Source organism: Agromyces binzhouensis, assembly GCF_042672355.1.
In the GTDB taxonomy this organism is placed as follows: domain Bacteria; phylum Actinomycetota; class Actinomycetes; order Actinomycetales; family Microbacteriaceae; genus Agromyces; species Agromyces binzhouensis.
In genome coordinates this window covers 581,580-605,750 of sequence record NZ_JBHXVJ010000001.1, presented here as the reverse complement: position 1 = coordinate 605,750, position 24,171 = coordinate 581,580, and the positions used below count along the sequence as shown (strand labels likewise).

Here is a 24,171-nt window from a genome sequence, read left to right as displayed (position 1 = left end):
GGGCGCCGGCGGCGGCCCGGTCGTCGTCACGATCTGCTGGTCGCCGGCGCACGCGACCAGCAGATACCGACGACGACCCGCGTCAGAAGAGGCCGGCGGGGATCTCCACGTGGCTGAGGGCACCGGGGGCCGCGGTGATGGTGAGTCGGCCGAGCTCGTCGGGGCCGAGCTCGGGGAGCCGCTGGGCCACCTCGAGGAAGCGATCGATCTCCGCGGGCTCGAGCACCCACTCCGCGAGCGTGCGGAACTTCTCGACGTACTGCTCGCGTCCGAACGGCCGCGCCCCGAGCGGGTGGGCGTCGGCCACGGCGATCTCGTCGACGATCTCGTTGCCGTCGGCGAGGCGGATGACCACTCGGCCGCCGAACGCCTTCTCGCCGATGTCGAGCGAGTGGTAGCGGCGCGTCCACTCCGGGTCCTCGACGGTCGAGACCTTGCGCCAGAGGGCGACCGTGTCGGGGCGGTGCGCCCGCTCGGGCGAGTACGAGTCCGCGTGGTGCCAGGCGCCGTCCTGCAGGGCGACCGTGAAGATGTAGGGGATCGAGTGGTCGAGCGTCTCGCGCGAGGCATCCGGATCGTACTTCTGCGGGTCGTTCGCGCCGGTGCCGATCACGTTGTGCGTGTGGTGCGAGGTGTGGATCGTGATCGACTCGATGCGGTCGGGGTCGTCGAGGATCAGCGGGTACTCCTCGTGGAGCTTCCGGGCCAGGTCGATGAGCGCCTGCGCCTGGTACTCGGCCGAGTGCTCCTTCGTGTACGAGTCGAGGATGGCGCGCTTCGCCTCACCGGTCTCCGGCAGCGGCACCTCGTAGGTCGCCTCGGGTCCGCCGAGGAGCCAGGCGATCACGCCGTCCTCGCCCTCGTAGATCGGCACGGGGCTCGTCTGCCCGCGCATCGCGCGATCGACCGACTCGACGGCCATCTTGCCGGCGAACGCGGGCGCGTACGCCTTCCAGGTGGAGATCTCGCCCTTCCGCGACTGCCGCGTCGCGGTCGTGGTGTGCAGCGCCTGGCCGATCGCCTGGAAGATCGTCTCCTGGTCGAGGCCCAGCAGCGTGCCGATGCCGGCCGCGGCCGACGGGCCGAGGTGCGCCACGTGGTCGATCTTGTGCGCGTGCAGCGTGATCGCCTTCACCAGGTCGACCTGGATCTCGTAGCCGGTCGCGATGCCGCGCACGAGGTCGCGCCCCGTGAGCCCGCGCGACGCGGCGAGGTGCTGCGCGACGGCGACGATCGGCGGGATGTTGTCGCCGGGGTGCGAGTAGTCCGCGGCGAGGAACGTGTCGTGGAAGTCGAGCTCGCGCACGGCCACCCCGTTCGCCCACGCGGCCCACTCGGGCGAGGTCCGCCGCGCGGCATCCGCACCGACGGCGGTCGCGCCGTCGCCGCCGATGGACACGGGGTGCGCGAGCGCCTGGCTGCGGGCGGCCACGACGGGTCGGCGCGCGAGGGATGCCGCCGCCACGGCCGCGTTGTCGATCACGCGGTTCACGACCATCTCGACGACCTCGTCGTCGACCTCCACGGGGTCGACGGCCACGCCGGCGAGCTGCCAGGCGAGCTGGCCCTCGCGTGCGAGGTTCTCGTCGCTCCGGTGGGTACGCAGGTGGTGGATCTTCACGTGGCTCACGCTATCGAACCGGGCCGCGATCGCGCCGGAGCTTGACGGCGAGCTCCCGGCCGGGGCATGGGACGATGGAGGGGATGATCCCCACCGACACGGAGCGCGTGGGCGCACGGACGATTCGCGACATCCGCCGCGACTTCCCGGCGTTCGCGGCATCCGGCGACGCCCGACCCACCGCGTACCTCGACTCGGCCGCCACCGCGCAGCGCCCGACGGCCGTCCTCGACGCCGAACGCGACTACCTCGAGCACGACCTCGCGGCGGTGCACCGCGGCGCGAGCGCCGCGACCGGCCGGTCGACGACCCGCTTCGAGGAGGCCCGCGCCGACGTCGCCCGGTTCGTGGGCGCCCGCGACGACCGCGAGATCGTGTGGGCGCAGAACGCGACCGACGCGCTGAACATGGTCGCGCTCGGCATCGCGGACGCGAGCGCCGGCATCGGCGGGGCGGATGCCGCGCGCTTCGCGCTGCAGGCCGGCGACGAGATCGTGCTCACCGAGGCCGAGCACCACGCGAACCTGCTGCCGTGGCAGCGCGTCGCGCAGCGCACCGGCGCTCGGCTCGTGCCCGTGAAGGTCGACGAGCACGGCTGCTGGTCGACCGACGACCTCGCGGCCGTGCTGACCGCGCGCACCCGCGTCGTCGCCTTCGCCGAGATCTCGAACGTGACCGGGCTCATCGTCCCGGTGGCCGACGTCGTCGCGGCCGTGCGCGCCCGTGCGCCGCAGGCGCTCGTCGTGCTCGACGCCTGCCAGTCGGTGCCGCATCGGCCCGTCGACTTCGCGGGCTACGGCGTCGACTTCGCGGCGTTCTCGGGCCACAAGATGCTCGGGCCCAACGGCATCGGCGTGCTCTACGGCCGCGCCGAGCTGCTCGACGCGCTGCCCCCGGCCCGCACGGGCGGCTCGACGATCACGCGCGTCACGTTCGAGACCGCCGAGTTCCTGCCGGCGCCGCAGCGCTTCGAGGCGGGCACGCAGGCGGTGTCGCAGGCGATCGGCCTGGCAGCCGCCGTCGGGTACCTCGAGGGACTCGGCATGGACGCCGTCGCCGCGCACGAGGACGCCTTCGCGGCGCGCGTGATCGAGGGCGTCGCGGCGATCCCCGGCGTGCGCATCGTCGGCCCGCAGCCGGGGCAGGCGCGCGCGGGGCTCGTGAGCGTCGTCGTCGACGGCGTGCACGCGCACGACGTCGGCCAGTTCCTCGACGACGCCGGGCTCGTCGTCCGCGTCGGCCACCACTGCGCGCAGCCGCTGCACCGCGCGCTCGGCATCACCGCGACGACGCGCGCCAGCGCGCACGTCTACACGACCGCGGAGGAGGCCGACCGGTTCGTCGCGGCGCTCGGCGAGGTCCGCGGCTTCTTCGGACTCGGAACGGGAGCCGCGTGATGGCGAACCTCGAAGGCCTCTACCAGGAGATCATCCTGGACCACGCGAAGGCGCGGCACGGCGACGGTCCGCTCGAGGGCGCCGACGCCGAGCACCACGAGTTCAACCCGACATGCGGCGACGAGATCACGCTCCGCGTCAGGCTCGACGACGCGCACGAGCGCATCGACGCGGTCGCCTGGCAGGGCGACGGATGCAGCATCTCGATGGCGTCGGCGTCGGTGCTCACCGACCTCGTGGCCGGGCGACCCGTCGACGAGGCGCTGGGCCTCGCCGAGGAGTTCCGCACGATGCTGCGCTCGAAGGGCGAGGGCGTTCCCGACGAGGAGGTGCTGGGCGACGCGATCGCGTTCCACGGCGTCTCGAAGTACGTCATGCGGATCAAGTGCGCGATGCTCTCGTGGGTCGCCCTCGAGGCGGCGGTCGCCAAGGCGCGCTGAGCGCGGCTCGTCGCTGCGACCTACATGCCCGGGACCGGCTGCGCGGCGTGCACCTCGATCTCGCAGCCGCCGGGCATCTTCAGGTGCGGATGCTCCGTGGCGAGCGCGAGGGCCGCGTCCATGTCGGCGGCCTCGATGACGGTGTAGCCGCTGACCTCGCGCGTGCTGGGCGCGGTCGAGCCGTCCGAGCTGACGCGGACGCCCTCGGCCAGTGGCGTGCCGAAGTCGACCATGTCGTCGCCGACCTTCGCCGCCCAGTCCATCCACTCCCCCATCACGGCAGCGGTCTGCTCGTCGGTGGGCGGGGTGGCTCCGGCCGGGGTCATCGGGGCGTGGTAGATGAAGACGAAGCGTGCCATGGTGTCGGTCCTCTCGGAATCGCTGACGGGCCTCCGGCCGGAGGCCCGCGGTGCCGGCGTCGTCGCCGGTACGGGGTGGGCGTCAGCCCGGCGACGGCTCGAAGACGGCGGCGATCGAGTCGAGGCATCCGCGCCAGCCCTCGCCGTGGCGTTCGGCGGACTCGCCCGTGGAGAACCGCGTGTGCGTGATCCGGACGCGGGTGCCGTCGGCGTCGTCGGCGAAGCGGACCTCGACGAGCGTCTCCTCGTCGGATCCGTCCCAACGCCAGGTGAAGCTGAGGCGATCCATCGGGTCGACGTCGACGAAGGTGCCCGAGGTGGCGTAGGTCGCGTCGGGTGCGTGCATCTCGAATCGGTAGGAGCCGCCGGGCCTCGGATCGATCGTGGCGACGGTCTCGCCGTAGTCGGTGACGGACGGTCGCATCCAGCGGGCCGCGTGCGCGGCGTCGGTCCAGAGCGACCACATGGTCGGCCGGTCGATCGCGAAGGTGCGCTCGATGTCGAAGACGGCGTCAGGCATCGGAATCGCCCTCCAGGTCCGCGATGTACGAGTCGAGTGAGTCGAGTCGGGCGGTCCAGTACTCGCGCGCACGATCGATCCACTGCTGGGCCTCTGCGAGCGCGACCGTGTCCAGCACGAGCCGACGCTCGCGGCCGTCGCCGACCCGTCGGACGAGTCCGGCCTTCTCGAGCGCCGCGGTGTGCTTGTTGAGCAGTTGCGGGGAGACGCCTCGGTCGGCGGCGACCTGGGACATGCGCGGTGCGTCGGCCCTGGCGGCGAGGTAGACGACGAGGTCGCGGCGCGACCGATGCGAGAGTGCCGCGAAGACCGCGTCGAGTCGGTCAGCGTCGGCATCGCGGTCGACGGTGGAGTCGATCGGGGCGCTGGGCCCGCTTCCGCCCGAGGAGTAAACCATGTGGTTTATTATTCGCCGGGTGCCCGCCGAGCACAACCCCCGGTCAGTCGGCGTCGCGGGTCCAGACGGGGTCGTGCAACTGCTCCTCGAGCACGCGCGCGGGCAGGCTCGCCGGCACGTCGTCGAGGGTGGGGGGATCCCACTTCGGCGAGCGGTCCTTGTCGATGACCTGTGCGCGGATGCCCTCGTGCAGGTCGTGCTGGCCGATGAACCACGACACGGCGCGGAACTCCTGCTCGAGGGCGTCCTCGAGGCTCGGCAGCGTGCGGGCCCGACGCACCGCCTCGAGCGTGATCGCGAGCGCCGTGGGCGAGAGCGTCTCGAGTTCGTCGGCGGCGGCGGCGGCATAGGCCTGCGCAGGCTGGGCCGACGGATGCCGCGGCTCCCCGGTCTCGTCCGGCGAGCCCGTCGCCGACCCCGGCGTCGCCTCCGCGGCATCCGCTCGCCCCTCGGCGAACGCCCGCAGTCGGTCGATGATGCCGTGCACGGTCGGCGCCGAGAAGCAGGCGTCGACCCACGGGCGCGCCGCGGCGAGCGCGGACGGCCCCGGCGTCTCGTCGAAGAGCATGACGATCTCGGAGGGCGTGCCCGGGTCGGCGCGCTCCTCGAGCGCCTGCAGCAGGTGCGGGATGCTCGCGCTCGGCACGAACGCGTCGGCGAAGCCGGCGTGCATGGCGTCGGCCGCGTCCATGGTGCGCGAGTTCAGCGCGAGGTGCGTGCCGAGCTCGCCGGGGGCGCGACCCAGCAGCCACGTGCCGCCCACGTCGGGCGTGAAGCCGATCCGGGTCTCGGGCATCGCGACGCGCGAGCGCTCGGTGACGATCCGGATCGAGGCGTGCCCCGCGAGTCCGATGCCCCCGCCCATCGTGATGCCGTCCATGATCGCGACGACGGGCTTCGGGTACCGCGCGATCGCCGCGTTCAGCCGGTACTCGTCGCGGAAGAAGCGCAGGGCCTCGGCGACGTGGCCGCCCGTGGCGTACATGTAGAGCTCGCGGACGTCGCCGCCCGCGCAGAACCCGCGTTCGCCGGCACCGTCGAGCACGACCATCGAGACCTCGGGGTCGTGGCGCCACGCGTCGAAGACGGCGGCGAGCGCACGGATCATCTCGTAGCTCAGGGCGTTCAGGGCCTGCGGCCGTTCGAGCGTGAGGTGGCCGACGCCGTCGGCGACGCTCGCGGAGATGTGCTCGCTCACGGTGCAACGGTAGCGGCATCCCCGCACGCGGCGTAGCGTCGGGCGCGGGAGGGACCATGATCGAATCCGCGTACCCGATCGTCGAGGTGCCCGACATGGAGGCCGCGATGCGGTTCTACCGCGACGGGCTCGGGGCCACCGTGACCTATCGGTATCCGCCCGAGGGCGAGCCGCTGTTCGCGACCCTGCAGACGGGGTCGTCGCAGCTCGGCCTGGGCCGCGCCGACGGTGCGACGGCCGGCGAGGGCGCCGGCATCCTGCTCTGGTTCTACGTCGACGACGTCGACGCGGTCACGACCTCGCTCGCGGAGGCCGGGTTCCTCGTCGTCGAGGAACCCGAGGACAGCGAGTGGGGCGAGCGCGTCTCGCTCGTGTCCGACCCGTTCGGCACGCGCGTCCGGCTGGGCCAGCCGATCGCGCCGCAGCCCGACGAGGAGTAGCCCGAACCGGGCAGGCGTAGGATCCCGACGTGGTCCCCGCATCCAACCTCTGGGCGTTCGTGCTGGCCTCGGTCGTGCTCATCGTCATCCCGGGGCCGAGCGTGCTGTTCGTCATCGGCCGGTCGCTCGCGCTCGGGCGCATGGGCGGGCTGCTGAGCGTCGTCGGCAACGCCGTCGGCATGCTGCCGCTCGTCGCAGCCGTCGCGCTCGGTGTCGGCACGGTGGTCGCCCAGTCGGTCGCGCTGTTCACGGCCATCAAGCTGGGCGGTGCGCTGTACCTCGTCTACCTCGGCGTGCAGGCGATCCGGCACCGTGCGGATGCCGCGGACGCCGTGACCCGCCAGGTCGCGGCGCGCTCCCCGTGGCGCCTCCTCGGCGAGGGCGTCGTGGTGGGCGTCACGAACCCGAAGACGATCGCGTTCTTCGTCGCCGTGCTGCCGCAGTTCGTCGACTTCCACGCCGGCGCCATCCCCATGCAGATGGCGATGCTCGGCACCGCGTTCGTGGTGCTCGCGCTCGCGTGCGACTCGGTCTGGGCCCTCGCGGCGGGCTGGGCCCGCGACTGGTTCGCCCGGTCGCCGCGCCGGGCGTCGCACCTGGCCGCCACCGGCGGCGTCATGATGATCGGCCTGGGCGGCGTGCTCGCGCTGTCGGGGAACGAGCACTAGGACGACCGGCACGCAGGGGCCGGCACCCGAGGAACGGAGGAGCCATGGCGAAGGCGAAGCAGTGGAGCGACCTCACTCGAGGGCAGCAGGTCAGGGGGATCGTCACGGGCGTGATCCAGCTCGCGCTGGCGTCGGCCGCGTGGACCGACCTGGCGAGGCGCGACGCGGATGACGTGAACGGGCGCAAGTGGGTGTGGGCGATCGTGATCGCCGTGAACTTCATCGGCCCGATCTCGTACTTCCTGTTCGGGCGACGGGTCGACTGATCGGGTGGGCCGGCGGGGCCGCCTCAGTCGCGGTTGACGGTGCCGGTGAGGATGCCGCGCGCGAGCGCGTGCGAGAAGCAGCGGATGCCGAGGACCGCGGGCGTCGACGCGGGATCGAGCTCGAGGCTCGGCACGTCGAGCGCGTGCACGACGAACACGTAGCGGTGCTCGCCCGTGCCGCGCGGCGGCGCCGCGCCGCCGAAGCCGTGCACGCCGTCCTCGTTGGCGAGCACCATCGCGCCGTCGGGCAGCGGCGGTCCGCCGGGTGCTCCGACGCCCGCCTCGAGGCTCGTGGTCTCGAGCGGCAGGTTCAGCACCGCCCAGTGCCACCAGCCGGAACCGCTCGGGGCGTCGACGTCGAGGCAGGTCACCGCGAATCCCCGGGTGCGCTCGGGGAACCCGCTCCACGACAGCTGCGGCGAGCGGTCGACCCCGCCCGCGGCGTGGCTCCACTGCGGCCGGGCGAGCGGGCCGCCGTCGACGAAGTCGGTGCTCGTCACGGTGAACGCGTCCACGGGTCGGAGCTTCTGCAACGCGTCGTAGGGGTCCACGTCGAGCATCGTCGTCCTCCTCGGCAGCCCCGGGCCGACGGCCCGGTCGGCGGTCGAGGTCAGGGTACGTCCGAGCGGATGCCGCCTCCCGAGCACACGCCGCGTCGTGGCATCCGCCCAGCCATCGCGCCTAGGATCTCGGGGTGCCGCTCGCCAAGATCATCCTGTTCTACGCCTTCACGCCGCTCGCCGACCCCGACGCGATCCGGCTCTGGCAGCGCGACCTCGCCGAGTCCCTCGGGCTCCGCGGGCGCGTGCTGGTGTCGAAGGACGGCCTGAACGGCACGCTCGGCGGCGAGATGGGCGCGCTCAAGCGCTACGTGCGGAAGACGAAGGAGTACACCGGGTTCCGCGGGCTCGACGTGAAGTGGAGCGAGGGCACCCGGCTCGACGACGGCGGGCGGAGCGTCGACTTCCCGAAGCTCAGCGTCAAGGTACGCGACGAGATCGTCTCGTTCGGCGCGCCGGGAGAACTCCGCGTGGACGATTCGGGCGTGGTCGGCGGCGGCGCGCGACTCTCCCCCGACGCCCTGCACGAGCTCGTCGCGGAGCGCGGGGACGAGGTCGTCTTCTTCGACGGGCGCAACGCGGTCGAGGCCGCGATCGGCCGGTTCCGCGATGCGATCGTGCCGCCGACGGAGACCACGCGCGACTTCGTCGGGCTGCTCGACTCGGGCGCCTACGACCACCTGAAGGGGCGACCGGTCGTGACCTACTGCACCGGCGGGATCCGCTGCGAGGTGCTCTCGAGCCTCATGGCGAATCGCGGGTTCGGCGAGGTCTACCAGCTCGAGGGCGGCATCGTCCGGTACGGCGAGCGCTTCGGCGACGACGGCCTCTGGGAGGGATCGCTCTACGTGTTCGACGGGCGCGGCTCGGTGGACTTCAGCGACCACGCCGCGGTCGTGGGCGCCTGCGAGGGCTGCGGCGCGGCGACGAACCGCGCCGTGAACTGCACGGATGCCTCGTGCCGCGCGCAGCTCGTGCGCTGCGAGGCGTGCACGCCGGCGCGGTGCGCCGAGCACGCGGCATCCGTCGCCTGACCGAGAGGGTGCGCACGGTGGGCGCAGCCGCCAATCAGGGGTCGCCCGCGCGCCAGCCTCCCGCACCCGAGACGCCGTCGAGCAGCGACACCGCGAAGCGGTCGACGTGCTCGGCCTCGTTCGACAGCACGATGACGGCCCGCCCGGCCGCGCGATCGACGAAGAGTGCGGCGGCGAAGCCGCTCGTGATCGCGCGGGTCCCCGTCAGCGTGCGGTCGCCGTCGCGGGCGAGGAACCAGAGGTAGCCCATGTGCTGCTGCGAGTTCGGACCGTCGGATGCGGGCTCGAGCGCCGGGCTGTCGGCGAAGGGTCCGTCCAGGACCGCGCGGGCGAGGGCGATGAGGTCCGGCAGCGTGGCGTGCAGGCCGAACGTGGGGCCCCAGCCGGCACCCGTCCACGGCTGCGCCGGGTGCCCCCGCGCGGTGTACCCGCCCGCGTGCGCGGGTGAGATGCCGCGCTCGTCGGCGGGGACGTCGGCCCCGTCCATGCCGAGGGGCGCGAGCAGTCGCTCGCGCACGAGCGTCGGGTAGTCGGTGCCCGCGGCGGCGGCGAGCGCGTGCCCCAGCAGCGCCGCGCCGAGGGAGCTGTAGACCGCGCGCCCGGTGGGTTCCGCCGACTCGCGGGCGGCGAGCGCGAGGAGCTCGTCGACGGTGAGGGGTGGGAGCGACCTGCCCGTCGCGACCGTCTCGCTGATCGCGATCAGGAGGTCCTCGTCGCTCGTGATCGTCGGGAGCCCGGACCGGTGCGTCGCGAGTTCCTCGAGCGTGCGTTCGGCCACGGGCGCGTCGCCGAGCGGCAGGTACCGGCCGACCGGGTCGTCGAGCGCCACCTCGCCGCGGTCGACCGCGATCGGCAGCAGCAGCCCGGTGAGCAGCTTCGCGATCGAGCCGACCTCGAACACGGTCTCCTCGTCGGCGGCCACGTACCCCGTGTGCAGGCCGTCCTCCTCCACGATCGCGGCGGCGGCGCGATCGTGATCGCCGCCGAAGTGCTCCTCGAGCCGGCGGATCAGGCCCGGATCGAGCTCCGCCTCGTAGAACTCGATGCAGCCCGTGAGCGCGAGGGTCCCCATGGCGAGCACCGCGGCGAGGGCGGTGCGCCGAAGCCGAACGGCGAGCCGCACGCCCATGCTCGCAGGCTACGCCTGCTCGGGGCCGTCGTCACCGGCTGCGTCGCCCCGGTCTCGGCTGTCGCGCGAACGCGCGCGCGGGACGGCTGGAGAGCGCGAGCAGCACGATGATGTCGAGCGCGACGGTGACGAGCGTCGTGCGCACGGTGACCTCGACGCTGCCCGTGAAGGACTCGGTCGCGGCCACGGTGATGTTGACCGTCGAGAGCAGCATCACGATGATCCGCGAGAGGTTGCCGCCGAACCAGATCCGGACGGCGAGCACCAGCTGGACGACGAGGAGGCCGCCCATCACCACGAGCAGGACCGCGAGCGCGAGCTGGGACGCCTGCTCGGTCTGCGGCGCCGAGTCCGCGTCGACCCCGAGGTCCTGCTGCAGCACCTCGTCCCACTGGAGCGCGAGTGCGACGAGCCAGACGATGCCGGCCAGCACCCGGAGCACGACGACGCCGGCACCGAACGCCGTCGCGCCCGGTCGCGGCATCCGGGCTGGAACGGGCTGCGCTTCGGCGAGTCGGAGCGGCGGCTCGAATGCGATTCGCTTCTCGACCGTTCGCGCCGCAGCCGGCGTCGCGGCGGCCGGCGTCGCAGCGGCCGACCCGGCGGCGCCCGGCGACTCCGCCGTCCGGTCGTCGCGCGGCGCGGGATCGGCCCGCCCCACGATGACGACGGGCAGGTCGCCGTCGGTCCGGATGGTGTCGCCGCCGCCGTTGCGCGAGTGGTATCCGGTGGAGAAGTCGCGGAGCACCTCGAGCCGGGCGTCGGGCACCGCCTCGCGGACCGTCGCGACGATGTGGTCGCGCTCCACGTCGATGTCGGCGTCGATCTTGTGCGTGACCTGCAGCGTGAACAGCGAGAACCCGACCGCGCGGTCGAACGTGCCCGCCGCGAGCCAGTCGACCCGGCGGCCGCCCGGGAGGAGCCATCCGTCGGGCGTCCGCCAGAACCGCACGTGGTGGCGCTTCGCCGGGTTCCCCGCGACCTCCTGCTGGTACGCGAAGTCCTGCTTCCGGCCGAACAGGAGGAGCGGGCTCACGGGCGCCTCGTCGTAGCTGCGCCGCGTGAGGGTCGACGCGATGATGCGCCAGCTCGACGCGAGCGTGACGTCGTCGGCGCGGGTCCATCCGGCCGCCCGCATGGCGTCGTGCAGCGCCTGCTCCGGCCCGTCGAAGGCGAGGTTCACCGGGTCGCCGAGGAGGCCGTCGCTCGTCCGGGTCCGTCCGATGAAGTAGTCGGGCACGTAGATGGTCGTGAGGATGCGATGCAGCCGCGGCAGCACCAGGTAGGCGAGCACGAGCCAGAAGACGAGGAAGAAGCCGATGCCGAACCATCCGAGGCTGAAGGACTGGTTGAGCAGGAGCCAGGCCAGCCAGACGGCGGCGAGGCCCGCGTAGACGAAGAAGAAGCCGTCGAGCATGCGCGTGAACGACAGCCGATCCGGCAACGGGGGCGCCGGGCGGTCGTCCGTCGGCGCGGCGTCGGTCGGCGCGGTGTCCGTCCGCCCGCCGCCGGCTCGCCGCGCCCGGCGGCGGGCGTCGGTCGAGCCGCGCTCCCGCATGCCTGCATGCTAGTCCGGGCCCGTGGCGGGCATGGCGGCGGCTCGCGGCGGGAACGTGGCCCGCCGACCCGCGGCCGCGCGGCTCGGGTCGCTCAGGCCGGCCGGAACCCGGACGTCTCGGGCGGCGGGGCGTGCCGGATCATGAGGTGCCGCGTGACCGAGTAGTCGAGCAGCGGCTCGATCGACATGTCCTTGCCGAACCCGGACCCCTTGACCCCGCCGTGCGGGGCCTCCGACGCGATCGGCAGGTGGTCGTTCACCCAGGTCACGCCGACGTCGAGCGACTGGCTGACGCGCATCGCGCGGGCGACGTCCGACGTCCAGACCGACGAGGCGAGGCCGTAGGCGCTGTCGTTCGCGAAGCGGATGCCGTCGGCCTCGCCGTCGAACGGAAGGGCGACGAGCACGGGCCCGAAGACCTCGCCCTGCACGATCTCCGACGACTGGGCGGCGCCCACGAGGAGGGTCGGCGCGTAGTACGAACCCGTGCGCTCGATCGCGTGGCCGCCGACGAGCGCCTCGGCGCCCTCGGCGACGGCGCGGCGGACGAACCCGTCGACGCGGTCGCGGTGGCCACGCGAGATGAGCGGGCCGATGTGGGTGTCGGCGTCCATGGGGTCGCCCGCGACGATGCCGCCGAGCGCCTGCCGGAGCGCGGCGACGCCGTCATCGAACACCGAGCGCTCGAGGTAGACGCGGGTGGCCGCGGTGCAGTCCTGGCCGGTGTTGTACGTCGCTCCGAGCGCCACCGCCTGGGCCATCGCGCCGAGGTCGGCGTCGGCGAACACGATGACGGGCGCCTTGCCGCCGAGCTCGAGGTGCACGCGCTTGACGCCCTCGACGGCGCCGCGCATGACCGCCTTGCCGGTCTGCGTCGATCCGGTGACGCTCACCATGTCGACCTCGCGGTGCGCGACGAGCGCCTGCCCGACCTCGGCGTCGCCCGTGACCACGTTGAAGAGGCCCGCCGGGAGGCCCGACTCGACCGCGAGCTCGGCGAGGCGCAGCGTGGTGCGCGGCGTCGCGGGTGCGGGCTTCACGATCACGGCGTTGCCCGCGGCGAGCGCCGGCCCCGCCTTCCAGATCGCCATGATGAGCGGGAAGTTCCACGGCGTGATGCCGGCGACGACGCCGACCGGCCGGCGGGTGAGGATCGACGTGTAGCCGTTCGACAGGGAGCCGGCGCCGGTGCCGTCGAGCGAACGCGCTGCGCCGGCGAAGAACCGCAGGTTGTCGATGGCGAACGGCAGTTCGCCGTCGAACGCGGTCGTCCAGGGCTTGCCCGAGTCCTCGACCTCGAGCGTCGCGAGGTGCTCGGCGTCGGCCTCGATCGCGTCGGCGAGGCGGAGCAGGGCGAGCGAGCGCTCGCCCGGCGTCTTCGCCGCCCAGTCGGGCTGCGCGGCGCGGGCGGCCGCCGCCGCCTCGCCCACGTCGGCGAGGCCGGACTCGCGGTACGCCGCGACCTCCTCCTCGCTCGCGGGGTTCACGATGACGGCGTCGCCGCCGGTGCCGGCGCGGTACTCGCCGATGAACGTGCCGGTGGTGGTCATGGTTGCCTCTCAGGAGTTGAAGCCGAGCCCGAAGCGGTCGAGCGTGCGCAGCCACAGGTTGCGACGACCCTCGTGCGCGTCGGCGGCGAGGATGCTCCGGCGGGTGTACTGGATGATCGGGTTCCGGAACGGTTCCGGCGGGACGGGGAACGGGCGGCGGCGCACGATGTCGTAGCGGAGCCGCGAGGTCGGCCGGCCCGCGAGGAGGTCGAGGGCGACGTCCGCGCTGAACCGCGAGGCGCCGACCCCGAGGCCGGTGTGACCGACCGCGTAGGCGACGCGCCCGCCGCGTGCGGTGCCGTAGGCGGCGGTGAACCGGGTCGTCGAGTCGATCGGCCCGGCCCAGCGGTGCGTGAACCGCACGCCGTCGAGCTGCGGGAAGGTCTCGGCGAAGTGCCGCGCGAGCAGCGCGTGCGAGCCGCCCTGCTGTTCGTAGACCGCGTCGACGCGGCCGCCGCGGTGGTAGACCGCGTCCCAGCCGCCGAACAGGATGCGCCCGTCGGCGGTGGGCCGGTAGTAGTGGAACTGGTTGCCCGCGTCGGTGAGCCCCTGGCCCTCGGCCCAGCCGATCGACTCGCGCTGGGCGGTGGTGAGCGGCTCGGTCATGAGCACGTGGTCGTAGAGCGGCATGATGTACGACCCGAGGCGGCGCAGCGGCGCGGGGTAGGCCGCGGTCGCGACGATCGCACCGCGGGCGACCACCTCACCGCGATCCGTGCTCGCACGAACGCCCGCGCCCTCGCGGTCGAGGCCGATCACGCGCGACCCGTCGTGGATGCGCACCCCACGGCGCTCGAGTTCGGCCGCCATGCCCCACGCGAGCCGTGCGGGGTCGACGAGCACGGTGCCGACGCGGTCGCGGAGCCCCGCGAGGTAGGTCGGCGAGTGGACGTCGGCCCGGACCTCGTCGCGCGACTGGAGCTCGAGCGCGACGCCGTGGCGCGCGCCCAGTTCGGCGGCGTCGCGGAGGCCGGCGACCTGCCACTCCTCGACCGCGAGGGTCGTCTTGCCGACGCGGCGCAGGTCGCAGTCGACGCCCGCCGCCTCGATGGTCGCGACGAGCTCGGCGAGGTTGCGCTCGCCCTCCTCGTGCAGCGCCCCGACCTGGTCGGGCCAGACCATGGTGCCGTGGGCGAGTCCGTGCGTCAGCGACGACGCGACGAATCCGCCGTTGCGTCCGCTGGCCCCGTAGCCGACGCGCTCGGCCTCGAGCACGACGACGGATGCCGCGTCGCCGCGTTCGAGCGCCCGCCACGCCGCCCACAACCCGGTGAACCCGGCACCGATGACGACGAGGTCGGCCTCGTGCCGGCCGGCGAGGGCCGGACGCGGGGTCGGTGCCTCGGGACGGTCGGTCCAGTACGGCCGCGGTTCGGCGTCCGCGATCGCCGCGGCCGCGGCATCCGTCGTCGACGGGCTCACTCCGCCCCCGCTGGGGCGGAGCCGACGCCGGCGCCGACCGGGAGCCCGACGCCGGCGATGATCTCGGCGGCCTTCGCGACGCCGTGCCGCGAACGGATGGCGACGCCGGCCGCCTCGGCGCGGGCGCGGAGCTCGTCGTCGGCGAGGATCCCCGTGACGGCCGCGCGGAGTTCGTCGGGCGTGAAGCCGTAGGTGTCGATGCGACGGCCGTAGCCCTGCTCGTCGACGCGCTGGGCGTTGTCGTACTGGTCCCAGAACAGCGGCAGCAGGATCATCGGCTTGCCGAAGTGCATGGCCTCGGTCGTGGTGTTGTTGCCTCCGTGCGTGATGACGAGGTCGGCGAGCGGCAGCAGCTTCGTCTGCGGGAGGAACTCCGCGCCCCACATGTTCTCGGCGAGCTCGAACTCGTCGTGCAGGGGTCCCTTCGAGACGATCACGTCGATCGGCAGCTCGGCGAGCGCGTCGATGACGCGCTTCATCAGGTCGACGTCGGCGGAGCCGAGCGAGCCGAGGCTGAAGTAGACGAGCGGGCGGCTGCCGTCGGTGAACGATGCGGGCAGGTCGGCGGGCGCCTGCTCGGTCTCGCGGACCGAGGAGTCGAGGCGGTGCCAGGTCTCGTCGAGGGGGCGCACGTCGGTGTAGTCGAGTTCCTCGGGGTAGACGTAGAGGTTCGCGTCGCCCGTGTGGATGAACTCGAGGTCGGGCAGCGGCGGGGCGCCCTGCTCCTGCACCCAGGCGTCGAACGACTCCCAGAGCGGGCGGTGGGTGCGCTCGTACTCGGCGCGGAACTCGGCCCAGCCCTCGCGGTCGTCCTTGCCGAGACCGGAGAACACCGGCGCGATGTCGTCGCCGGGGACCTCGAGCGGGTTGCAGCTGACGATGCGCACGAACGGGACGCCCGCGGTCACGAGCGCGGGGAAGGTGAGCACGTTGTCCTCGATGATCACGTCGGGACGCACGCGATCGATGATCGCCCGCAGTTGCGGCTCGCAGTGCTTCGCGCCGTTGACGAGCTCCTCCCAGATGGGCAGCGTGACGGTCTCGAGCTGTTCGGCGGTCGTCTTCCGGAACTCCGGCGCGACCTCCTTGATGTAGTCCTTCCAGAACTGGCCGGCGTCCTGCTCGGCCTCCTCGGCGCCCTCGGCCGGCTCCTCGACCGGGGCGAGGTCGACGAGGTCCTCCTCGAAGCCGAGCGCGGTGAGCTTGCCCTGCCAGGAGCGCTCGGCGGCGAACACGACGCGATGGCCCTGCTTCAGCAGCTCGTTGGCGATGCCGATGCAGTTGTTGGTCGGGCCGTAGGCGCTCTCGGGCATGAAGAGGAAGGTGCGGCGAGCGTCGGACATTGCGACTCCGTTCATCGATTCTTTGCAGCAGGTTATAGAGAATTCAGCACGCTGGAAACCCTGTATTTCGAGGAGATTCCGGGCTAACATTGCGTGGCAGTGCAGACAATCTGTCCGCTCGGGAGGGAACACCATGGCGAGGCCCAAGCGGCAGGAGGAACGTCGGAGCCAGCTGGTGGCCGCGGCGCAGCGCGCGATCGCGCTGCACGGGCCCGACGGCGCGCGCCTCAACCGCGTGGCGGAGGAGGCCGGGCTCACCTCCGGCGCGGTGCTGTACTACTACCCCGACATCGACGAGCTCATGTTCGAGGCGAACCGAGCCGGCATGGAGCGCTTCTACGAGGGGCGCGTCCGGATGCTCGAGGGCCTCCCCGACGACCCGGTCGCGCGCCTGGTCGCCCTCATCGACTCGGGCCTGCCGAGCGGCTCCGACGACACCGAGGTGCGCCTGCTCTGCGAGCTCGGCGGGTCGGCGGGCCGCAACCCGCTCATGGCGTCGCTGCTCACCACGCTCTACGACCGGCAGGTCGGCATGTACCAGGTCGTGCTCGAGCAGGGCGCCGCGCGCGGGCTGTTCGCGCTCGCGCAGCCGACGCTCGTGATCGCGCGCAACCTCGTCGCGCTCGAGGACGCCTACGGCTACCGCATCGTCGCCAAGCACCCGACGCTCGACCGCGCCGCGGCGGCCGAGCTGCTGCGCGAGTACGCGCGACTGGCGACGGGTCACGCGCTGACGTCCTGAGACCGGTTCGAGGCGGATGCCTCGGGCGCGCCGGCCGTCCCCTCCGCGTCGCGCACGTCCGCGGCATCCGTCACCGTGATGGCGGTGGTCGGGACGGTGGTGCCGAACGACGGCGGCTGGGACGGGTCGCGCGGCACCGCCGTCGCCCGCCCGAACGTCACGCCGACATCGGCGCCGCGCGCCAGGCGCGTCGCGCCGTGCACGCTCGCCAGCAGCGGCGCCGGCAGTCCCGGGACCTCGACCGAGATCGTCGACGCGCCGCCGAGGAAGTACGTGTCGACGACCGTGCCGCGCAGCCCTCCGGACACGTCGGTGCCGACCGTGACGTCCTCCGGTCGAACGACGGCGGTCGCGGGCGAGCCTGCGGCGAGGGGGTGCGACGCCGGCACGAGCCCCATGCCGGGCACGGCCACGCCGTCGGCGGTTGCGTCGCCGTCGAGCAGGTTCGCCGTGCCGATGAACGCCGCGACGAAACGGGAGACGGGCTCGGCGTAGAGCTCCTGCGGGGTCGCGAGCTGCTCGAGACGACCCTCGTTGAGCACCGCGATCCGGTCGGCCATCGACATGGCCTCCTCCTGGTCGTGCGTGACGACGACGAAGGTGAGGCCGACCTCGTGCTGCAGTCGCTTGAGCTCGAGCTGCATCGACGCGCGCACCTGGCGGTCGAGCGCCGACAGCGGCTCGTCGAGGAGCAGGAGCTTCGGCCGCTTCACGATCGCGCGGGCGAGCGCGACGCGCTGCCGCTGTCCGCCCGAGAGCTGCGACGGCCGGCGCCTGGAGAGGTGCCCGAGCCGGACGACCTCCATGACCTCGCCCACGCGCGTGCGGATCTCGGCCCGCCCGACGCCCTCGGCCTCGAGCCCGTAGGCGATGTTCTTCTCGACCGACAGGTGCGGGAAGAGCGCGTAGCTCTGGAACATCATGTTCACCGGCCGCCGGTGCGCCGGCAGCGGCAGCAGGTCGATCCCGTCGACCGTGATGCGCCCCGCGGCAGGCGTCTCGAAGCCCGCGATCGAGCGCAGCAGGGTGGTCTTGCCGCACCCCGACGGGCCGAGCAGCGCGAAGAACTCGTTGTCGGCGATGTCGAGCGAGATGTCGTGCAGGGCGACCGTGTCGCCGTACACGGCGCGGACGCCGTCGACGCGGAGCAGGGGTTCGGCAGTCATCGGGAGGTTCCTGTCAGTCGGGTGAGGCGCTGCGCCGAGATCACCGCGACGATGCTCACGAGCAGCAGGAGGGTGGCGAGGGCGTTCACCTCGGGCGTGACGCCGAAGCGCACCATGGAGTAGATGACGATCGGGAGCGTCGGCTGCGTCGGCGCGGTCGTGAAGAACGCGATCACGAACTCGTCGAGCGAGAGGGTGAAGGCCAGCAGTGCGCCCGCGACGATGCCCGGGGCGAGCTGCGGGAGCGTGATCCGCACGAACGTCTTCGCGGGACCCATGCCGAGGTCGCGCGACGCCTCCTCGAGGCTGGGGTCGAGGTTCGCCATCCGGGCCAGCACGATCGCGGTCACGAAGGCGGTCGCGAACACGCCGTGCGCGAGGATCACCGAGTGCAGCCCGAGCGTGAAGCTCAGCAGCGAGAAGAACGTCAGCAGCCCGATGCCGAGCAGCAGGTCGGGCAGGATCGCCGGCGCGATCGCGAACGCGCGGATGAGGCCGCCGCGCGTGTAGTGGTGGATGCCGTACGCGAGGAGCGTCCCGAGCACGGTCGCGATGAGCGTGGCGCCGGTCGCGACGATGAGCGTGTTCGCGAGGCCCTGCATCATCGCGCCGTCGGCGAACAGCTCGGGGTACCAGCGCAGCGAGAACCCGGTCCACACGAAGAGGTTCCGCGACTCGTTGAAGCTCATCACGACGACCACGAGGATCGGCAGGTAGAGGAAGACGTACCCGAGCCACAGGGGCACGAGGATGCCTCGGCGCCGGCCGCGACGCGCACGGGGCGTGCCCGGCGCGGGCGCGGCATCCATCGCCTCGGCCTCGTCGACTCGATCGGTCGCGGGAGCGGTCGCCTCAGCCACGGCGCGGTCCTTCCGTGATGCGGCGCGAGACCGCCGCCTGGATCACGATCACGACGACGAGCAGCATCGTGAGCACGAGCGCGAGCGTCGCGCCGAACGGCCAGTCGCGGGCCTCGTAGAACTGGTCGCGCACGAGGTTGCCGACCATGACCGTCTTGCCGCCGCCGATGAGCTCCGGGATCACGAAGTTCGACATCGCCGGGACGAAGACGAAGATGCACCCCGTGAGCGCGCCGGGCAGCGAGAGCGGCAGCGTGACCGTGCGGAACGCGCGCCACGGCGAGGCGCCGAGGTTCGTCGCCGCCTCGCGGAGCGAGGGGTCGAGCTGCTGCAGCGACGCGTAGAGCGGGAGCACCATGAGCGGCAGGTACATGTAGAGGAGCCCGACCACGATGGCCTGCGGCGTGTAGAGCATCGAGATCGGCTCGTCGGTGAGCCCGAGCGCCTGCAGCCACTGGTTCACGAACCCGGCGTTGTTGAGCAGCAGGATCCAGGCGTACGTGCGGATCAGGAAGTTGGTCCAGAACGGCAGCACGACGGCGACGAGGGCCACGGTCCGCCACTTGGGCGAGAGCCCGGCGATCGCGTACGCCATCGGGTAGCCGAGGAGCAGCGCGAGCAGGGTCACGACGAGCGCGAGCCCGATCGACTGCAGGATGACGCCGACGTAGAGCGGCTCGGCGAGCTTCGCCCAGTTGTCGAGGGTGAACTCGAACACCAGGCCGCCGAACCGGCCGCGCTTGAAGAACGTGTAGAACGCGAGCAGCCCGACCGGGATCGCCATGAAGACGATGAGGAAGAGCATGCCGGGCGCGAGGAACGGCGCGGCGGCGAGCCCCCGCCGCACGCGCTGCGCGCGCACGGCGGGGGTCGCCTGCGGGGTCGTGGTGGTCACGGCGCTCCGGGTCAGTTGGTCGCGAGGACTTCCGCGTTCAGGTCGACGTACTTCAGCGAGTCCTCGCCGAGGTCGACGATCACCTCCTGCTCGAAGAGCTCGTCGACCGTGATGCCGAGCGTCGGGTACGCCTCGATCAGCGTCGGGTCGAGGGCCTCCATGGCGACCTGGTTCGGCACCTTGTAGAGGATGTTCTCGACGACCCACGTCTGCACCTCGGGGTCGAGGATGTAGTTGATGAAGGCCATCGCGGCCTCCTTGTTCTCGGAGCTCTTCAGCACGGTCATGGTGTCGACCCAGAGGTCGGCGCCCTCGTCGGGCACGACGAACTCGATGTCGGGGTTCTCGGCGATGCCGTAGTTGCACCAGCCGTCCCACGCCTCGACCATGGCGGCCTCGCCCGAGACGAGCTTCGAGTAGAAGGTCGTGTCGTCGTAGGCGAGGAGGGTCGGCTTGGTCTCGAGCAGCTGCGCCTTGGCGTCGTCGAGCTCGGCGTCGTCGGTCGTGTTCACCGAGTACCCGGCCGCCTTCAGCGCGGGCAGTGCGAGCCAGCGGTCGGTCGAGAGCATCGTGGTCTTGCCGACGAGCTCGTCGACCGGGTTGAGCAGGTCGTTCCACGACGTCGGGTCGAAGCCCGTGAGGTCGGGCCGGTAGCAGAGGCCCGTGGTGCCCCACGCGTACGGCTCGGAGTAGACGTTGCCCGGGTCGTAGGCGAGCTCCATGGCCTCGGGGTAGAGGTTCGACTCGTTCGGGACGAGCTCCTTGTCGAGCTCCTGGAGCAGCCCCTGCTCGGCGAGCGCCTGCGCGTACTGGCCCGACACGAATGCGACGTCGATGCCGGGGTCGGAGCTCGCGGTGAGCTTGGCGACGACGTCCTCGTTCGTGGCGTGGTTCACGATCGTGGTCTTCACGCCCGTGGCCTCCTCGAACTGCTCGGCGAGGTCCTCGGGGTAGTAGTCGGCCCAGATCGAGACGGTGAGCGTCTGCTCCGAGATGTCGGCGGTGCGGTCGATGTCGGATCCGTCGCCGCTGTCGCCGCCGGCGCAGGACGTGAGGGCGAGCACGAATGCAGCGGTTCCGGCCGCTGCGATGGAGACGCGACGCATGGTGGGCATGAGGTACCTCCTGGGGACGTCGGAAAGGTTGAGGAATTGTTGCACCGGGCATCAAGAAACCGCAATGGTTTTCCGGACGCTCTAGAGCGTGTTTTGCACAGTTGTTACAATCCGGATTCAATGAACTCGTTGCTCAGCGGCGAGCGGCCCGAGATCGCCGGCCGCGCGCTGTCCGTCGCGCCCGACGACACCGTGGCCTTCGACGACGCCCGCCCAGCGGCCGGCGACGGCATCGCGCGCGCGCTCGCTCGCCTCGTCGATCCGAGCGTGCCGACGGATGCCGCGGAGCGGGCGATCGCGGTCGACCAGACCAACACGTCGGTGATCGTCGACGAGCGCCTCGTCGTCAAGGTCGTGGGCCGCTGGGCCGCGGCCGACCGGGCGGCGCACCTGCTCGAACGCCTCGCCGGGGCGGGATCGACGGACGTCGCCGGGTATGCGGGCCGGGTGGACTGGCGGCATCCGTCGCTCGGCACCTCGGCGCTCGCGATCGTCACCGAGTACCTCCCGGGCGCGCAGGACGGCTGGGACTGGGCGGTCGACGACGTGGAGGCGCTGCTCGCCGGCACCGGCCCCGAGCCCGGGTTCCCCGCGGTGCTCGGCGCGACGGTCGCGCGACTGCACGACGCGCTCGGCGCGCACGCCGTCCCGGCACCCGATGACGCTCCCGCCCTACGCGAGCGGCGGGCGCTCGCCGCACTCGACGCCGCGCTCGAGGCGACCGGCCGTTCGGGCGGCCCGACCGCCGCGCGACTCGCGAACCGCGCCGGCGCGTTGCGCCGCGACATCCGCTCGCTCGGCGCCGCCCCGCCCGGCCTCGCGTTCGACCTGCACGGCGACCTGCACGTCGGGCAGGTGCTGCGCTCCCCCGGCACGCCGCCGCGCTACACCGTGATCGACTTCGACGGCGACCCCCAGCTCGACGCATCCGAGCGAGGGCGGGCGGATGCCGCGGCGCGCGACATCGCGCACCTGCTCGTGTCGCTCGACCTCGTCGCGGCCGTCGCGCAGAAGCGCCTGGGTCGCGCCGAGCCCGCGGCGTTCGCATGGGCCGACCGCGCGCGCGACGCGCTGCTCGAGTCGTACCGTGCGACGCTCGAGCGGACGGTGCTGTTCGACCCGGCCCTCCTGCCCGGCCTCGAGGCCGAGCAGCTCGCCGCCGAGCTCACGTACGCCGACCGGTTCCTGCCGCGCTGGGCGTATGCGCCCGACGCGGCGATCACGCACCGCACCCCCTCGACCGATGAGCTTCCGGAGGACCCGTGGACACCGCCGCCTTTCGAGCCGACCTCGACCTGATCCCCGAGTCGCTCGGCCGGCTCGCCGACGCCCTCGACGCCGGCCTCGCGGGCCTCGACCGCCTCGCGCTGCTCGGGGCCTCGCGCGCGCTCGTCGTCGGCATGGGCTCGAGCCGGTACGCCGCCGACGTCGTCGCGCGCCGATTCCGCGCGGTCGGCGCGAACGTGCTCGTCGAGCTCGCGAGCGTCGACCTGCTGCCGCCCGCGGCCCCCGACCTGGTGGTCGTCGCGGTCTCGGCCACCGGCGGCAGCGTCGAGGTGCTCCGGGCGATCGAGCGCTACCGCGGCACGGGCCGGCTCGTCGCGATCACCAACCGGCCCGATTCGACCCTCGCCCGCGCCGCCGACGCGGTCGTGCCGCTGCACGCCGGCGTCGAGGCCTCGGGCGTCGCGTGCCGCACCTTCCGGGCCACGTTCGCCGTGCTCGACGAGGTGCTCGGCGAACTCCTCGGCACCGCGCCGGCCGCGCGGTTCGACGCGGCGGCCCTGCGACGCGGCGCCGAGGCGAACGCGGCCCTGCTCGAGTCGTCCGTCGACTGGCTCGACCCGCTCGCCGACCTGCTCACCGGGCCCGACGGCACCTGGACGCTGGCCCCCGCCGAGCGCCTGTCGAGTGCGCAGCAGTCGGCGCTCATGCTGCGCGAGGTCCCGCGCCTCGCCGCCTTCGCATCGGAGACCGGCGACTGGTCGCACGTCGACGTCTACCTCACCAAGACGCAGGACTACCGTGCGCTCGTCTACGCGGGATCCGCGTGGGACGCGCAGGCGCTCGACTGGATGCACCAGCGCGGCTCGCGGTTCGCCGCGGTCGGCGGCCACCTCGACGGCGCCGAACTCGCCGTGCGGTATCCGGGCGACGACGATCCGACGGTGGCCGCCCTCGCCGACACCCTCCTCGGCGAGCTCGTCGCGGATCGACGCCTGACGGCGCGGTCATCGCACGCGCGACCGGTCGGCTGACGGGTCGGGGCCGGCCGTACGCACCGCGCGTGCGCGGCCCCGGGACTCGGCTCACTCGACGAGCAGGCTCAGGAGGGGGCGCAGGCGCACCCACGGCCACGCCTCCTCGGTGTTCGAGAGCAGCACGACCGCGCGCCCGGCGCTCGGATCGACCAGGACGGCGGCGGTGAAGCCCTCGGCGGACCCGATGATGTAGTCGACGCCGTCGTCGCCGGCGTCGATCCGCTCCCAGAAGTAGCCGACGCGGATCTGCGGCCACCGGGTGTCGGCGACCGGCTCGAGCGCGGCGCTCCCGGCGAACGGTCCGTCGAGGACCGATCGGGCGAGGGCCACGCCGTCGTCGATCGTCGCCGCGACCCCGGTCGCGGGCGCATACGCCCCGCTGCCTCGCGGCGCCACGCGCTCGCCGCGCCACTCGTGACCCTGCGCGAGGTCGTCGGGGAGGAGGTCGCCGGACTCCACCACGACCGCGCCCGTCATCCCGGCGGGCTCGAGGACGCGTTCGGCGAGGAGGTCCGAGAAGCGAGTGCCCGACGCCGCGGCGATCGCCTGCCCGACGAGCGCGGCGTCGAAGTCGCTCGGGTTGTACTCGAGCTCGGGCACGAGGTCGAGCGCGGCCACCCGGGCGAGCATCGCGTCGAGGCCGCCCCGGTCCGGCACCGCCTCGCCGTCGACGGCCCCGGCCTGGAACGCCTCCGGCCCGAGCGGGTCCTGCGGGAGGTTCGAACGGTGCGTCGCGAGGGCGCCGAGCGTCAGTCCGGCGGCAGGCGCGTCGCCGAGGTCGAGGTGCGCCGAGACCGGGTCGTCGATCGCGACCTCGCCCCGGTCGATCGCGTCGGCCAGCAGCAGGCCGGTGAGCGCGCTCGTCGCGCCACCGAAGCCGAACCGCGTCCCGGGGTCCGCCGAGACGAAGGCGGTCCGCACCTCGTCGCCGTCGAGCAGGGCGATCGCGACGCGGTCGCGCGCGTCGGTGTAGTGCTCGCGCGCGACGGCGAGCACTTCCTCGTCGCCCGTGAGGAGCTGGTCGTACGGCGGGCCGGAGACGCATCCGCCCAGCGTCGCCGCCGCGACCGCCGCGAGGACGGCCGAGGCGATGCGCCGGTGCGGTCGCCGGTGCGCGACGCGATGCGCGACCATGCGGCGCATGCTACCCGTCCTCCCTGCACACCGGCCGCGGAGTGCGCGCAGCCCATCGGCGGGATCCTCACGCGCGCACGCGGCGGTTAGGCTCGC

General features: G+C 72.9%; 25 protein-coding genes. 9 read left to right on the top strand and 16 right to left on the bottom strand.

The window, feature by feature from the left end:
* Positions 1-82: 82 nt before the first annotated feature.
* Positions 83-1,621, bottom strand: a complete 1,539-nt coding sequence (locus ACFVHK_RS02955) for an MmgE/PrpD family protein (protein ID WP_376927509.1) — start codon at positions 1,619-1,621, stop codon at positions 83-85.
* A gap of 83 nt (positions 1,622-1,704) precedes the next feature.
* Between ACFVHK_RS02955 and ACFVHK_RS02950 the strand changes: the two genes are divergently transcribed.
* Entirely contained in the window at positions 1,705-3,018 is a 1,314-nt protein-coding gene (locus ACFVHK_RS02950; RefSeq protein WP_376927508.1) for an aminotransferase class V-fold PLP-dependent enzyme, read from the top strand.
* On the top strand, positions 3,018-3,458 hold the full coding sequence (gene sufU / locus ACFVHK_RS02945) for a Fe-S cluster assembly sulfur transfer protein SufU (RefSeq protein WP_376927507.1): 441 nt from the start codon (positions 3,018-3,020) through the stop codon (positions 3,456-3,458). The genes ACFVHK_RS02950 and sufU overlap by 1 nt, the downstream gene beginning before the upstream one ends.
* 20 nt (positions 3,459-3,478) lie before the next feature.
* Here sufU and ACFVHK_RS02940 read toward each other — a convergent pair whose 3' ends face one another.
* From ACFVHK_RS02940 to ACFVHK_RS02925, 4 genes are all read right to left on the bottom strand, one after another.
* Entirely contained in the window at positions 3,479-3,817 is a 339-nt protein-coding gene (locus tag ACFVHK_RS02940; RefSeq protein ID WP_376927506.1) for a hypothetical protein, read from the bottom strand.
* Positions 3,818-3,899: 82 nt separating this feature from the next.
* Positions 3,900-4,337 carry an SRPBCC family protein gene (locus ACFVHK_RS02935; protein WP_376927505.1) on the bottom strand — a complete coding sequence of 146 codons (438 nt, stop codon included), beginning with the start codon at positions 4,335-4,337 and terminating at the stop codon, positions 3,900-3,902.
* Positions 4,330-4,734, bottom strand: coding sequence for an ArsR/SmtB family transcription factor (locus ACFVHK_RS02930; protein ID WP_376927504.1), 405 nt, complete (start codon positions 4,732-4,734; stop codon positions 4,330-4,332). Before ACFVHK_RS02930 ends, ACFVHK_RS02935 begins: the two co-directional genes overlap by 8 nt.
* Before the next feature lie 43 nt (positions 4,735-4,777).
* Positions 4,778-5,932 (bottom strand): enoyl-CoA hydratase/isomerase family protein, encoded by a 1,155-nt coding sequence (locus ACFVHK_RS02925; RefSeq protein ID WP_376927503.1) that lies wholly within the window; start codon positions 5,930-5,932, stop codon positions 4,778-4,780.
* Positions 5,933-5,988: 56 nt separating this feature from the next.
* Here ACFVHK_RS02925 and ACFVHK_RS02920 point away from each other — a divergent pair, with 56 nt between their 5' ends.
* From ACFVHK_RS02920 to ACFVHK_RS02910, 3 genes are read left to right on the top strand one after another with little or no spacing between them, the layout of a single operon-like run.
* Positions 5,989-6,372 carry a VOC family protein gene (locus tag ACFVHK_RS02920; protein WP_129235297.1) on the top strand — a complete coding sequence of 128 codons (384 nt, stop codon included), beginning with the start codon at positions 5,989-5,991 and terminating at the stop codon, positions 6,370-6,372.
* 29 nt (positions 6,373-6,401) lie between these two features.
* Positions 6,402-7,040: a LysE family translocator gene (locus tag ACFVHK_RS02915; RefSeq protein ID WP_376927502.1), complete on the top strand. Its 639-nt coding sequence runs from the start codon at positions 6,402-6,404 to the stop codon at positions 7,038-7,040.
* A gap of 44 nt (positions 7,041-7,084) precedes the next feature.
* Positions 7,085-7,306: a PLD nuclease N-terminal domain-containing protein gene (locus tag ACFVHK_RS02910; RefSeq protein ID WP_376927501.1), complete on the top strand. Its 222-nt coding sequence runs from the start codon at positions 7,085-7,087 to the stop codon at positions 7,304-7,306.
* 23 nt (positions 7,307-7,329) lie between these two features.
* Here the strand turns inward: ACFVHK_RS02910 and ACFVHK_RS02905 are convergent, their stop codons facing one another.
* A complete protein-coding gene (locus ACFVHK_RS02905) occupies positions 7,330-7,866 on the bottom strand; it encodes a YbhB/YbcL family Raf kinase inhibitor-like protein (protein ID WP_376927500.1) in 537 nt (178 codons plus the stop codon).
* A gap of 134 nt (positions 7,867-8,000) precedes the next feature.
* Between ACFVHK_RS02905 and trhO the strand changes: the two genes are divergently transcribed.
* Positions 8,001-8,900, top strand: a complete 900-nt coding sequence (gene trhO, locus ACFVHK_RS02900) for an oxygen-dependent tRNA uridine(34) hydroxylase TrhO (protein WP_376927499.1) — start codon at positions 8,001-8,003, stop codon at positions 8,898-8,900.
* A 34-nt stretch (positions 8,901-8,934) separates the two neighbouring features.
* On the opposite strand, the gene ACFVHK_RS02895 is transcribed toward trhO, so the two are convergent.
* From ACFVHK_RS02895 to ACFVHK_RS02875, 5 genes are all read right to left on the bottom strand, one after another.
* Positions 8,935-10,029 (bottom strand): serine hydrolase domain-containing protein, encoded by a 1,095-nt coding sequence (locus ACFVHK_RS02895; RefSeq protein WP_376927498.1) that lies wholly within the window; start codon positions 10,027-10,029, stop codon positions 8,935-8,937.
* Between the two features lie 31 nt (positions 10,030-10,060).
* Positions 10,061-11,446, bottom strand: coding sequence for an LssY C-terminal domain-containing protein (locus tag ACFVHK_RS02890; protein ID WP_449224247.1), 1,386 nt, complete (start codon positions 11,444-11,446; stop codon positions 10,061-10,063).
* A 233-nt stretch (positions 11,447-11,679) separates the two neighbouring features.
* On the bottom strand, positions 11,680-13,137 hold the full coding sequence (locus tag ACFVHK_RS02885) for an aminobutyraldehyde dehydrogenase (RefSeq protein WP_376927496.1): 1,458 nt from the start codon (positions 13,135-13,137) through the stop codon (positions 11,680-11,682).
* Positions 13,138-13,146: 9 nt separating this feature from the next.
* A complete protein-coding gene (locus ACFVHK_RS02880; RefSeq protein ID WP_376927495.1) occupies positions 13,147-14,559 on the bottom strand; it encodes an NAD(P)/FAD-dependent oxidoreductase in 1,413 nt (470 codons plus the stop codon).
* Positions 14,556-15,902: a glycosyltransferase gene (locus ACFVHK_RS02875; RefSeq protein WP_376927494.1), complete on the bottom strand. Its 1,347-nt coding sequence runs from the start codon at positions 15,900-15,902 to the stop codon at positions 14,556-14,558. The genes ACFVHK_RS02880 and ACFVHK_RS02875 overlap by 4 nt, the downstream gene beginning before the upstream one ends.
* Positions 15,903-16,035: 133 nt before the next feature.
* Between ACFVHK_RS02875 and ACFVHK_RS02870 the strand changes: the two genes are divergently transcribed.
* Entirely contained in the window at positions 16,036-16,644 is a 609-nt protein-coding gene (locus ACFVHK_RS02870) for a TetR/AcrR family transcriptional regulator (protein WP_129234635.1), read from the top strand.
* On the opposite strand, the gene ACFVHK_RS02865 is transcribed toward ACFVHK_RS02870, so the two are convergent.
* From ACFVHK_RS02865 to ACFVHK_RS02850, 4 genes are read right to left on the bottom strand one after another with little or no spacing between them, the layout of a single operon-like run.
* Entirely contained in the window at positions 16,626-17,810 is a 1,185-nt protein-coding gene (locus ACFVHK_RS02865) for an ABC transporter ATP-binding protein (protein WP_376927493.1), read from the bottom strand. The two genes, ACFVHK_RS02870 and ACFVHK_RS02865, sit on opposite strands and share 19 nt — an antisense overlap.
* Positions 17,807-18,670 (bottom strand): ABC transporter permease, encoded by an 864-nt coding sequence (locus ACFVHK_RS02860; RefSeq protein WP_376927492.1) that lies wholly within the window; start codon positions 18,668-18,670, stop codon positions 17,807-17,809. The genes ACFVHK_RS02865 and ACFVHK_RS02860 overlap by 4 nt, the downstream gene beginning before the upstream one ends.
* Positions 18,663-19,565, bottom strand: a complete 903-nt coding sequence (locus tag ACFVHK_RS02855; protein WP_207207079.1) for an ABC transporter permease — start codon at positions 19,563-19,565, stop codon at positions 18,663-18,665. Before ACFVHK_RS02855 ends, ACFVHK_RS02860 begins: the two co-directional genes overlap by 8 nt.
* Positions 19,566-19,576: 11 nt before the next feature.
* A complete protein-coding gene (locus ACFVHK_RS02850) occupies positions 19,577-20,680 on the bottom strand; it encodes a polyamine ABC transporter substrate-binding protein (protein WP_376927491.1) in 1,104 nt (367 codons plus the stop codon).
* 120 nt (positions 20,681-20,800) lie between these two features.
* Here ACFVHK_RS02850 and ACFVHK_RS02845 point away from each other — a divergent pair, with 120 nt between their 5' ends.
* Together ACFVHK_RS02845 and ACFVHK_RS02840 are read left to right on the top strand one after the other, a co-directional pair.
* Positions 20,801-21,979, top strand: a complete 1,179-nt coding sequence (locus ACFVHK_RS02845) for a hypothetical protein (protein WP_376927490.1) — start codon at positions 20,801-20,803, stop codon at positions 21,977-21,979.
* A complete protein-coding gene (locus tag ACFVHK_RS02840; RefSeq protein ID WP_376927489.1) occupies positions 21,943-22,938 on the top strand; it encodes an SIS domain-containing protein in 996 nt (331 codons plus the stop codon). The genes ACFVHK_RS02845 and ACFVHK_RS02840 overlap by 37 nt, the downstream gene beginning before the upstream one ends.
* Before the next feature lie 51 nt (positions 22,939-22,989).
* Here the strand turns inward: ACFVHK_RS02840 and ACFVHK_RS02835 are convergent, their stop codons facing one another.
* Positions 22,990-24,075 carry a serine hydrolase domain-containing protein gene (locus tag ACFVHK_RS02835; protein ID WP_376927488.1) on the bottom strand — a complete coding sequence of 362 codons (1,086 nt, stop codon included), beginning with the start codon at positions 24,073-24,075 and terminating at the stop codon, positions 22,990-22,992.
* Positions 24,076-24,171 lie beyond the last annotated feature (96 nt).